At 73.4% G+C, this 11,500-nt stretch carries 9 protein-coding genes; 6 read left to right on the top strand and 3 right to left on the bottom strand.

Annotated elements, in window-relative coordinates; all coding sequences use genetic code 11:
- Positions 1-599 precede the first annotated feature (599 nt).
- The 6 genes from amiA (at position 600) to MM438_RS15690 (ending at position 8,544) form a co-directional block, all read left to right on the top strand.
- Positions 600-701, top strand: coding sequence for a streptamidine family RiPP (amiA, locus tag MM438_RS15715; RefSeq protein WP_241449209.1), 102 nt, complete (start codon positions 600-602; stop codon positions 699-701).
- A gap of 84 nt (positions 702-785) precedes the next feature.
- Positions 786-1,475, top strand: coding sequence for a hypothetical protein (locus MM438_RS15710; protein WP_241454361.1), 690 nt, complete (start codon positions 786-788; stop codon positions 1,473-1,475).
- Positions 1,472-2,515 carry a CocE/NonD family hydrolase gene (locus MM438_RS15705; protein ID WP_241454359.1) on the top strand — a complete coding sequence of 348 codons (1,044 nt, stop codon included), beginning with the start codon at positions 1,472-1,474 and terminating at the stop codon, positions 2,513-2,515. The genes MM438_RS15710 and MM438_RS15705 overlap by 4 nt, the downstream gene beginning before the upstream one ends.
- Positions 2,512-3,906: a YcaO-like family protein gene (locus MM438_RS15700; protein ID WP_241454352.1), complete on the top strand. Its 1,395-nt coding sequence runs from the start codon at positions 2,512-2,514 to the stop codon at positions 3,904-3,906. Before MM438_RS15705 ends, MM438_RS15700 begins: the two co-directional genes overlap by 4 nt.
- A gap of 7 nt (positions 3,907-3,913) precedes the next feature.
- A complete protein-coding gene (locus MM438_RS15695; RefSeq protein ID WP_241454347.1) occupies positions 3,914-5,035 on the top strand; it encodes a hypothetical protein in 1,122 nt (373 codons plus the stop codon).
- On the top strand, positions 5,032-8,544 hold the full coding sequence (locus MM438_RS15690) for an ATP-binding cassette domain-containing protein (protein ID WP_241454425.1): 3,513 nt from the start codon (positions 5,032-5,034) through the stop codon (positions 8,542-8,544). The genes MM438_RS15695 and MM438_RS15690 overlap by 4 nt, the downstream gene beginning before the upstream one ends.
- A gap of 24 nt (positions 8,545-8,568) precedes the next feature.
- Here MM438_RS15690 and MM438_RS15685 read toward each other — a convergent pair whose 3' ends face one another.
- The 3 genes from MM438_RS15685 to MM438_RS15675 are packed head-to-tail and all read right to left on the bottom strand — an operon-like array spanning position 8,569 to position 11,419.
- Entirely contained in the window at positions 8,569-9,591 is a 1,023-nt protein-coding gene (locus MM438_RS15685; protein WP_241454422.1) for an ABC transporter substrate-binding protein, read from the bottom strand.
- Positions 9,588-10,403 carry an ABC transporter ATP-binding protein gene (locus MM438_RS15680; protein ID WP_241454421.1) on the bottom strand — a complete coding sequence of 272 codons (816 nt, stop codon included), beginning with the start codon at positions 10,401-10,403 and terminating at the stop codon, positions 9,588-9,590. Before MM438_RS15680 ends, MM438_RS15685 begins: the two co-directional genes overlap by 4 nt.
- Positions 10,403-11,419 (bottom strand): FecCD family ABC transporter permease, encoded by a 1,017-nt coding sequence (locus MM438_RS15675; protein ID WP_241454419.1) that lies wholly within the window; start codon positions 11,417-11,419, stop codon positions 10,403-10,405. Before MM438_RS15675 ends, MM438_RS15680 begins: the two co-directional genes overlap by 1 nt.
- Positions 11,420-11,500: the final 81 nt, after the last annotated feature.

Here is an 11,500-nt window from a genome sequence, read left to right as displayed (position 1 = left end):
GCAGGGGATCCTCACCGCCGCGGCGCAGCGTAGCTGCGACGAGCCGTCGGCGGGGGCAGCACCGCAGGTAATAGGCCCGGCCCACGTCGCTGCTGGTCCCGCTCTGCCCAGCGTCCCAGGGAACGACCCCGGGGGCGAGGCGAGCCGTCCTCCACCGCGAATCGTTCCAGCCCGCGCTCGGTGGCGATCAGCAGGCAGCGGCTGATCGGGTCCCAGGCATCCCCGTGGCCTGCGTCTCCCACCTCGTGGATGACCTGTCCGTCGAGGTGGGGCACGTGCGCCCGCCGCGCTCGTGGTCGCCCGGGAGCAGGGGATCCTCACCGCCGCGGCGCAGCGATCGCTGCTCGGTTCGAAGGAGTCTCCCGCCCCGGTGCTCACGGCAAGCCAGCGCCCGTCGGGGCTGCACGCCAGGTGCTCTCCGGGGATGGCGACCGGGACCCGCTCCACCGACGTTCGGCCGGAGCCAGGGGTGAGCAGCACCAGCTCCCCCGCCGCGTCGTCGACGAAGGCGATCCGCCCGTCAGGGAGCTGGAGCAGTTAGGGTCGGATAGTCATCGACCCTCGGTGACGTTGCATCACTGAAATGAGAGGAGAACACCATGGAGAACGACATCGCCGTGGAGATCCAGGAGACCGAGCACCTGGCCCACCTGTCTGCGTCCCACTCGAACGCCCTCGTGGAGAACCCCTTCGAGGTCTGACGCGTTCGCTGCGGGCCCGTGGCCACGTCGCTGCGGGCCCGCAGCCCTGACCGAGACCGTGCTCATGAGCTGTGAGGACCTTTCATGCCGACGAGTCCCCCCTCGTCCGAGTCGCGTGTCGTCCGCGCGGCCGACGGAGCCTTCCTTCGCATCGCCCCCCAAGCCTCGACCGCTCAGGTGGACGAGGTTCTCGCGCAGCGCGCCGCACGTCGGCGTCCTCAGCGAGCCGGGATCCGCGTCCGTGGGGACGCACCGCAGATCTTCGGCCCCGTCCTGAGCGCGCTTGCGCAGGTGGGGAGCCCGCAGGAGGTCACCGACCGCACCTGTGCCGCCCCTGCCGACGCCTCGCTCACCCTGGCCCTGCACGCCATCCGCAACCAGGACGACGAGGACATCGCGGACGCGGACCTGGCAGCCGGGTTCGCAGTCGTCCGGGTGCACCGCGAGGACGATGTGCTCTTCGTCCACCCGCTCGCCGACCCGTCAGATCCGCGCGCCGTCCGGGCCGTCGACGTGCGCGCCCGGAGGATGGCGGCCAGCCCCGCACCCGAGCACCTCGCACGGACCTGGCACGAGGTGGGCGGCGACCCGCTCCTCGACCTGCCACCAGTCGCCGCGGCGCTGGCGGCAGCGCACGTCCTGGAATCCTGCTTGGACCTTCTCCACCAGGTTCCCGCCCGCGGACCGAGCCTGCTGTTCCGGCTGGAGATGACCCCCCTGCGTCTCAGCGAACACCCCGTGCTGCGGGTGCCCGAGACGGAGCCGCTGAGATGAGCGCCCGCCGCGTGGACGTGACCCCCGTCGCCGTCGCCGCCGGCGACGGCACCACGCTGCGCACCCTCCACGTGTCGGCCTCTCCTGCCCGGGCTCGCGGCACCGTGCTGATCCGGACCCCCTACGACGCGTCCAGGCTCGTCTCCGAGGCGTCGAGCTGGGCCCGCGCGGGATACCACGCCTACGTCCAGGACGTGAGAGGCCGCCACGGATCCGGCGGCCGGTGGATCCCCTACGAGCACGAGGGGCCCGACGGCGCCGACACCGTGCGCGCGCTTGCGACGGCCGGGCGGGTGCACGGCCCGTTGCTGCTGAGCGGCTCGTCGTACGGCGCCTACGCCGCCCTCGAGGCCACGCGGGTGCTGACCCGCACGGGTGGCCCCCGCCCGGCCGGGATCGTCGCCATGGTGCCGGCCCTCGGGCTCTGGGACACCGCCCATGCCCCCGACGGGACCCCCCGCGTGCGAGACCGCCTCGGGTGGTGGCTGCAGCACGGGTGCGGACGGGTCTCCGGCCCGGCCGTGCCCCCGGCCGCCCTCGACCTGCTGTGCGCCCGGGCCGAGCAGGGCGGCGTCCGATCGGTGCTGGACGACCTGCCGCCGGAGATCCTCGCCGTCCTGCCCCGGTCAGCGGCTGCCACCGCGCAGGCGGACCTGCCCGTGCTGTGGCGACGGCTCTGGGACGCACCCCGGCCTGACCCCGTCGCCCGGTGGTCGCCGATGAACCTGCCTCTCCTGGTGGTGACCGGCGACGACGACTTCTTCGCCGAGGACGCGCGGCTGCTCGCCGGATCGTGGCCCGGCCCGGCGTCCCTGGTCACGGGTGGCTGGGGCCATGGGATGGGCACCGAGCTGGCCCAGGACCACCCGGTCAGGGCCGCGCTGCGCACCTGGGGCGGACTGATGCCTGTCGTCACGGCCTGGGCCGAGGCGGCAGCCGCGTACCACCCCACCACCCTCCAGGCACGGCGGCTGCAGGCCTGGCTGCGCCTGGACCCCCGCTCCGGATGGATCCCCACCTCCCCCAGGAGAGCTGCATGAGCATCACCGACCGCCCGGCCTGGCCCCTGGACGCCCTCGTCGACGAGCAGTGCGGGATCATCCGCCGAGTGCGTGAGGTCCTCACTCCCGAGCGGGCACCACAGGCCTACACGTCCCTGACCGCAGAGGTGTCCGACGCACGCCGCCTCGGCGAGTGGCCCGCCGATCGGGTATCGCTCGGAACGACCTTCGGCGACGCCCAAGGCGCCTGGATGGCCGCGGTCGGCGAGGCCTGCGAGAGGTACTGCGGCAACCACCTTCCTCCCGGGGGCGAGGGTCTGCGCCAGGGGACCGCACGGGAGCTGCGTGCCGAGGGCCTGGAGGTGATCGACCTCGAGACGCTGCCACGGTTCGCGGACTGGCAGCTCGCCCGCCCGGGGTTCGAGTACACCGACCTCACGCAGGACACCCCGACCCTGTGGGTACCCTGCGCCGAGGACCATCCCGACCTGGCTGCCCGGGGTGCCGGCCCGCAGGTGTGGGCGCCGTCCAGCCTGGTGCACCTGAACTGGCGGCTGCGCCGCTATCGCCACCTGCCCAGGGTGCACCATCTCAACTACGCCGGCATCGCGACCGGTCAGGGTCTGGCCGACGCGATCGACCGGGCACTCTTCGAGGTCGTCGAGAGGGACGCCCTCGAGCTGTGGTGGCACCTGGACGGCCCTGCCCGCGGGATCGATCCAGCCACCGTGCCCGGGCTGACCGAGGCCATGCAGGGATGTGACCTGCGGTTCTGGGTCGTGGTGATGCCCTCCGACCTGGCACCGGCCTTCGCGGCCCTGGTCCACGACCCCCTCACGGACGTGTATGCCGCAGGCTTCTCGGCCAAGGCAGACCCGGCCGAGGCCGCCCGCAAGGCGGTTCTGGAGGCGGTGCACACCTGGATCTACACGCTGGGCACCGTCGAGGCCGACGGGTGGGTCTACCAGGCCGTCGAGGCGGGCCTCATGGCCAAAGGCCTGCACCTGGAGCACCGGAGCGACCGACGCTACCTGGACAGCGCAGGGGACCAGCTGCGCCTGGTCCGAGACCTGGGCGCCCACGTCCAGCTGTGGCAGGACCCTCGGCTCCACCACCTCGCAGGCAGGTTCACGCAGCCGTCGCTCGGGACGGGGTCGTTGACCGAGGTGTCCCCGGTGCCGGCCTCCATCCTGCGCCGCCGGCTGGCAGAGGCCGGGCACCGGGTCGTCGTCCATGACCTCACGACCCCGGACATCGCCCCCACGGGGCTGCGCGTGGCCCGGGTCCTCGTGGGCGACCTGGTCCCCAACGCCCCAGCCGCGTTCGCCCACTACGGCATGCCGCGGTTCGCGCAGGCGGCCCGGTCCTGGGGCCGTCCCGTCCCCGCCGGGCCGGACGACCTGACCCTGGCCCCTGCACCGCACATGTGAGGATGCGATGACCTCTCCCACGGACGACCGGGCCTTCACCGCGCTCTCTCCCGGACCCATGACGCACCCCGGTCCCCGCGCGAACCGGTGGCTCGGACCCGCCGTACGCCCTGGCAGCGGATGCGAGGCCCCGCTCGGGCAGCTGGTCCGGATCCTCGGCTGGGGACCCGACCACCACCTCGAGCCCGGGACGGGCCGGCCCACCCGCCTCAGGCGCCGGGGCGCCCCCTCCGCCGGCGCGTGCCAGCCCGTGCAGTGGCACGTGGCGTGCGGACGTGGCTTCGACCTGCCCGTCGGGCACCACGTGCTCGACCCCGACACCGGGTCGTTCACCCGGCGCGCCTCCGGCCCGGAACGGGGTGCGACCGCACCGGGCCGGGCCAGGGTGACCCTGACCGCGCTGCCGCGGCGCACGGCGGCGCGCTACCACCATCGCGCAGCACCATGCGTCATCGGCGACGCGGCCTATGCCTACTCCTTGCTCAGGGCGGGTCTGACGGGCGCCGGCGTGCCCTGGCAGACCGTCCGTGCCGATGCCGCCGCCCTCGCGCGGGCCGTCGGCCTGCCCGACGTGGACACCTGGTCCCTCGTGTGGCCGGGATCCGCCCCGGAGACCGCCCTGCTGGCGGTCGAGATCCGTGCCGGCACCACCGACCCGGACACGGGAGTCGAGGGCGATGCGGACCCGCTGGGCATCGCCCTCCCCGTCGGGCTGGACGCACCTGCCCCTTCCTGGATCCCCGGCATCGTCGACCTCGGTGTCGACCGACCTCCACCGCTGCCGCAGGAGCCGCCACCGCCCCTGTCGTACGCCGTGCTCCGCACCCGGCGCAGCCCGGATCCCCGCAGCCTGACCGACCGCACCCGAGCCGGCGGCGCTGGCACCGCGCACGGTCGGCCACCGCTGGGGCCGTGGTGCTCCGGGCAGCACTGGATCGACGGCTGCCGCACGGTCCGGCTCTACCACGCCGAGCCTGACCCGGCCCAGCAGTGGCAGGCCCACCACCAGGCCGCCCTCGACCTGACCCGTGCCCTGGCCACCGGACGGGGCGGGCGCCCCGTGTCCGGGTGGGTCCACGGCCCGGTCCACGGCCACGTCAGCCACGCCCTCGTCCTGGAGGACGCATGATCAGCCCCGCCGTCGAGGCTCCGGCTCCGCTCGCTGCAGAGGAGCGGTCCGATCCGCCGATCACCAGGCTCGTCGCCCGCGTCGTCGACGTCCGCCTGTGGCGGCTGGCTGCGCGGCATCCTCGACGGCTCGGCGCGACCGTGCTGCTCCAGCTGGCGGTCACCGTCACCTACTGGGTCCAGGCGATCTGCCTGGCCCTGACCCTGGCCCGGGTCGCGGGCGCGGCGCGGGGGGCAACGGCTGCGCAGGACGTCTGGGGACCTGTGGCCGGGGTGCTGGCCTGCCTGATGACGAGGGCCCTGCTGGTCCTGACGCAGGCGTGCGCGGCGGCCCGTCTGGGTGCGGCGGTGCGTGGGTGCCTGCGAGAGCAGGTCCTGCGGTCCTTGCTCACCCCGGCTCGGCTGTATGACGCGTCCGACCGGCTGGGCGCCCGCCGGCTGGCGCTCACCGAGGGGGTGGAGGGGGTCGATGCCTACGCCAGCACCTACATCCCGGCGGCGCTGCAGGTCTGGTGCCTGTGCCCGGTGATCCTCGTGGTGCTCGCGGTGCTGGATCCTTGGGCTGCGGCGGCTCTCGCGGCGTGCATCGCGGTGGCCGTCCTGGGGCCGCGCGCCTGGCGCCGGCTTCTCCTGCGGCGTGGGCGCAGCCACTGGGACAGCTACGAGGCGCTGAGCGCAGACCACCTGGAGTCCTTGCGGGTCATGCCGACGCTGCGGGTGCTGGGCGCGGTGCACCGTCGTCGGGCGGCCCTCGCGGCGCGCTCGGACGCACTGCACCGCGACACGGTCTCGACGATGCGGCTGTCGCTGCTGGACACCGGGCTGATCGATCTCGGCATCCAGGCGGGTCTGCTGCTGGCCTCAGGTCTGGCAGCGCTGCACGCGGTCGGCCTCGGCCCCGGCGGTGGCGAGACGGCTCGGCCCTTCCTGGTGCTGCTGCTGGCGTCGGAGGCCTTCCGACCCGTGCGTGACCTGGCACGGGCCTGGCACGCCGGCTACCTGGGGCTGTCGGCCCTGGACAGCCTGGACGCCGCGCTGCGGCCCGGGTCGCCCGCCGTGGCGTCGCCCACGGCTGGCGTCGGGCGGCCGGCCGCCGAGCCGAGCCCGCTGGCGGGCCAGGAGGTCCGCGAGCTCGTCCTGGCGGACGTGGAGTTCAGCTACGACCCGGAAGTCCCCGTCCTGCGCGGTGCCACGCTCGCGCTGCGGCCCGGCCGGCTGGTCGCCCTCACGGGCCCCTCGGGCTCCGGCAAGTCGACGCTGCTCGACCTGGCTCTCGGTCTGCTCCAGCCCCAGCGGGGGTCGGTCCGGCGCCCGGACCACGTCGCCGTGGTGTCCCAGCGCTCCTACCTCTTCCCCGGGACGGTGGCGCAGACGTTGCGCACGAGCAACCCCTCCGCCCCGGAGGCGGAGCTGTGGGAGGCGCTGGAGTCCGTGGGGCTTGCCGGGACGGTGCGAGGCTGGCCCGACGGGCTGGCCACCCGCATCGGGGAGGCAGGGCACGACCTGTCGGGCGGGCAGCGTCAGCGCCTGGCGGTCGCCCGGGCCCTGCTCGCCCGGGCCGACCTCCTGCTGCTGGACGAGCCCACCAGCGCCCTGGACGAGGGGGCCTCGCGTCAGGTCCTCGCCACGCTGCGGGCCCGGTCCCGGAGTGCGATCGTGGTGATGATCGCCCATCGCCCCGAGGCCCTGGCCGCCGCCGACCTGGTCCTGCGCCTCGAGGAGGGCAAGGTCGTCGAGGTCCCGGCCGAGGAGTCGAGCGGATCCGACGTCCCGGTGGACGACGGTGTCCCTGCGGGGACCGGCGTCCTCGCACCCGTCGGCGGTGACGACGAGCAGGGCCGGGGGGCGCTGGAGGGGCCCGGGACGACCGGGGGCCGATCGACCGTCCAGGACATGGCCCGCCTGCTGCCCCACCTGCGTCCGGAGCGAGCAGCGCTGGCCTGGACCACGGTGGTGGACCTGGCCGCGGCCGTCTCTCTCGTGGGCCTGTCGGTGGCCACGGCCCACCTCGTCGCCACCGCCGTCGTGGACCGCCGGGTCGACGGTCCGGGATGGTGGGTGGCTGCCGTCCTGCTGGCCCTCGTGCGGCCGGTGCTGACCTGGCACGAGATGGACATCTCTCACGACGTGGCCTACCGGGTGCTGGCCCGGCTGCGGATGGCCCTGTATGACGGCTACGCCCGCGGGGTGCCGTCACGACGCGCCGTGCACTCCGGGCGGTTGGCGGCCACGGCGATGTCCGACGTCGAACGGCTCGAGTTCTTCTACGCGCATACCGTCGCCCAGCTGGCGGCCGCCGCCGTGCTGGTGCTGGTGGCGGTGCCGCTGCTCGCTCTGCTCTCTCCCGCCATGGCGGTGGTCCTACTGCTGGGGACCTCCCTGCTGGCCCTGGTGACGGTCGCGGTCCAGGGCCGGGGGGACCGGTGGGGCGAGGCGCAGCAGGCGAGGTTGGCGGACCTGTCCTCGACGGTCGTCGACCTCCTGGCGGGCACGAGAGAGATCCTGGTCCTCGGCCGGCGCGAGCAGGCTGTGACCGACCTGTCGGCCCTGGCGGAGCACATGGACGTGCCGGCGCGCCGCATCCGCCTGCTGGAGGCGCTGGGGACCACGGCCCGGGAAGCCGTCGTGGTGGCTACCGCCGTCGCGCTGCTCCTCGCCGCCTGGGCGCAGCCGGGGACGGACCCGGTGTGGCTGCCGTGCCTGCTGGCAGGGGCCCTGACGGTGCTGGCGCCGGTCGCAGAGGCGATCGCCACCACGGCCCGTCTGCAGCCGCACCGGGCCTGTGCGCGCCGGGTGGCCGACGGCATCGACCTGGGCTGCGACGCGTCTGCTCCCGCCGTGGGGGACGACCACGTCCCAGAGGTGCCGGCGGAGGCGGACCGGCGAGCCGTGGTCACGCGTGGGGCGGTCGTCAGGCTCGGCGACCGGTCCCGGGTGCGGGTGCCCGACCTCGACCTGGGCGCGGGGGAGCATGTGGGCATCGCGGGCCCGTCGGGCATCGGGAAGTCCACCTTGGCGCGGCTGCTCGTGGGCCTGTGGGAGCAGGACGAGGGCCTGGTGCTCGTCGCGGGGCGACCCCCGGCCCGGATCCCGGACGACGAGCGGCCACGAGTGGTGCAGCTGGTCGAGCAGGACGCCCCCCTGGTGCACGGGACCCTGGCCGACAACCTGCGCCTCGGCGCGTGGCAGGCATCGCCGGAGGAGCTGACCGACGCCCTGTCACGAGCCGGCCTGCCCCTGACGCGGGCGACCTTCCCCGACGGCCTGGACACCCTCCTGGGTGAGGGCGGGGCAACCTTGTCCGGAGGCGAGCGAGCGCGGGTCTGCCTGGCCCGGGCGCTGCTGCTGGATCCTGCGATCCTGGTCCTCGACGAGGTGACGGCTTCCTTGGATGCCGCCGCCGAAGACGCGGTGATGGCTGCGGTGTCCCGGCTCGGGTGCACCGTCCTGGTCATCAGCCACCGGGAGCGGACCCTCGCCACCTGTCATCGCGTCGTGCGGTGGTCCTGAAGGAGGCTTCGCCCCGGACAGTCCTCAGCCCGGGTAGAGCGCGGCGTTGATGGTCGTCACGGCGTCAAGATTGCCCCAGGTGCCGGGCAGCAGCTGGGCCGCAGGGATGCCCACGAGCCGGCTGGCACGCACAGCCTTGATGTCAGGCAGATTCCGGCGCAGCCACTCCCGGGTGCGATGCTCGTGCTCGGGTCCGGTGGTCCCGAAGACGATGACCTCGGGATTCTTCGCGAGCAGCGTCTCGCGGGAGACCTCTGCGGCGAAGAAGGACGCGAAGGCCGGGTCCTGGGGGGTGAACACGCTGCGGCCACCGGCGGCCTTGCCGATGCTGTGCTCGACCCCGGCACCGATGGCCGTGATGGTGTCCCCCTCGATGAAAAGCTGAGCCATGGTCGGTTGCGGCTTGCCGCGAGCCCGGTCAGCAGCGGCCCGCAGCTGTGCCTCGGCCTGGCGACGCAGCTCGGCAGCGGCCGGCTGGACGTGCAGGATCGCACCGAGCGCGTCGATGTCGCTCAGCAGGTCGGTCACCTCGGCCGTGGATCGGCGAGCGGGGCAGCCGGCCGCCGCGACATACGTCGATGCCCCCGCTGCCGTGAGCTGCTCCTGCGTGGCATAGCCCTTCTCGCCGGTGAACTCGTATGTCGTCGGCGAGAGCACGAGATCGGGCTGGGCGGCCAGGAGAGCCTCACGCGCCGGGGGGCCCATGGTGCTGAGCACACGCGGGTTGCCGCCGGCCGAGCTCACCGACGGCGGGACGGGCTGGCCGTCCGTCTGGGCGACACCCACGACGGCACGCCCGGCCCCCAACCGAGCAACCAGGTCGGCCTGACCCGGGTTGAGAGCGACGATCCGTCGAACGGTAGCGGGATAGGTGGCGGCCTTGCCGCACATGGTCACGTGGGAGCGGCCTCCCTGCAAGGAGGCCGACGACCCGGTGGGGGTGACCGCGCCGCCGCACCCGGTCAGCAGGATCGAGATCCCGGCGAGCGCGACAGCGCCGAAGCATCGGGATCGCCTCGCCAGCAGGCGGTCGTAGGTGGACGTCATGGGCTCTGCGCTCCGATCAACTCATGGACAGGGTCGGTCCGCGTAGGGGTAGAGGGTCGACGGAAGGAGAGGACGGTGCCACCGCGCGGGTCCGGCAGGGCACGAGACGACACCCGGAGCACCTGGTCCACCACGGCTGGAGTCAGGACGGACTCCACGGGACCCTCCGCGCATACCGTCCCCTGGTCGAGGACCACGGCCCGGCGGCAATAGGTCAGAGCCAGGTTGACGTCGTGCAGGGCGGCAAGGACGGTGGCGCCCCGGTGGGTGACCAGGTGGAGAAGCTCATGCTGGAAGCCCAGGTCCGCATGGTTCGTCGGCTCGTCGAGGATCAGGACGGGTGCCTGCTGGGTCAAGGCCCGGGCGAGAAGGACGCGCTGCTTCTCACCTCCGGACAGGGAGGAGAAGACCCGTCGGTGCAGGTCAGCGGCGCCGACCTCGGCGAGGGAGTCATGGGCCAGGGCAAGGTCTGCAGGCGAGTCCACCCCGAACCCGCGCTGGTGAGGTACCCGCCCCAGGAGGACGACGTCCAGGACGGTCATGGGGAAGTCGTTGGTGATCTCCTGCGCCATGACGGCGATCCGGCGCGCCACCTCGGGGGCAGGGAGCCGGTGCACGTCGTCACCGCCGACATGGACGGTGCCTTTCGAGGGTCGATGCACGCGATAGGCCGCCCGCAGGAGGGTGGACTTGCCGCTGCCGTTGGCACCGACGAGACCGACCACCTCACCGGACGGGACGACGAGATCGACACCGCCCAGAATCGGGTTGCCGCCCAGCTCGACGTGGACATCGCTGAACCGGAGCTCCATCACACGGCCTTTCGTCGCATGAGCCAGAGGAAGAAAGGCGCCCCGACGACAGCGGTCAGGACACCCAGCGGCACCTCGACCGGCTCGGCGACGCTGCGGGCGAGGAGGTCGCACGAGGGGAGGAATACCGCGCCGCCCAGGACCGTCAGCGGCAACACCCGACGGTGGTCCGAACCGACGACCATGCGCACGACGTGCGGGACGATCAGGCCGACGAACCCGATGCCACCCGCCACCGACACCGTGCTCGCCGTGAGGACAGCCGCGACCAGCAGCAGGGCGCGGTGCAGCCGGGGCACGTCGACCCCCAGGGCGGTCGCCGCCTCGTCCCCGGCGAGCAGCGCGTTCAACGGCCGCCCACGCGGAAGCACCACCAGCAGCCCGACCACGAGCGCGACCACCGGCGGGACCAGACTGGCCCACGTCGCCGCCGACACCGACCCGAGCAGGAAGTGCAAGACGCTGTAGATGTTCTGCGCCTCGGTGGTCATCAACAGGAAGTTCGTCACGCCCGACAGCAGCGATCCCAGCGCGACCCCCGCAAGGATCAGCCGCGCCGGGACGACGACCCCCTGGTCCTGGGCCAGGACATAGACGAGCACGATGGCCAGCACCGCCCCCAGGAAGGCCATCATGTTGAGCGTCACAGCCGTCAGCGCGGTGGCCCCCGCCACGATCGCGACCACCGCCCCCAGACCCGCCCCGGCCGACACCCCCAGGATGTAGGGCTCGGCCAACGGGTTGCGCACCGTGACCTGAAGCAACGCCCCCGCAAGGGCAAGGTTGCCCCCGGCGACGGCCGCGAGCAGCGACCGGGGCAACCTGAAGCTCCACACCGCCTGGTCCTGGCTCGCAGTGATGGACCCGTCCACCATCCACGGCATACCTGGCAGGAGATGACCTGCCACGATCTGGGCAACCTGGACCAGGCCCGTGTCCAACGGGCCCGTCGCGGCGGACAGCAGGATCACCGCCAACAGCACCGCAGCCGCCGCCCAGGAGACAGACCTACCCATCACGCCACCCATACATAATGAGAATCATAATCTATTGCTGATTTCTCTCACCAGCGGGAGGCCGGCTTGGCGTCCATGAGG

Source organism: Arsenicicoccus dermatophilus (genome assembly GCF_022568795.1).
GTDB classification, from domain to species: domain Bacteria; phylum Actinomycetota; class Actinomycetes; order Actinomycetales; family Dermatophilaceae; genus Arsenicicoccus; species Arsenicicoccus dermatophilus.
The sequence above is the reverse complement of the archived record's forward strand: the minus strand, read 5'-3'. Positions and strand labels throughout refer to the sequence as shown.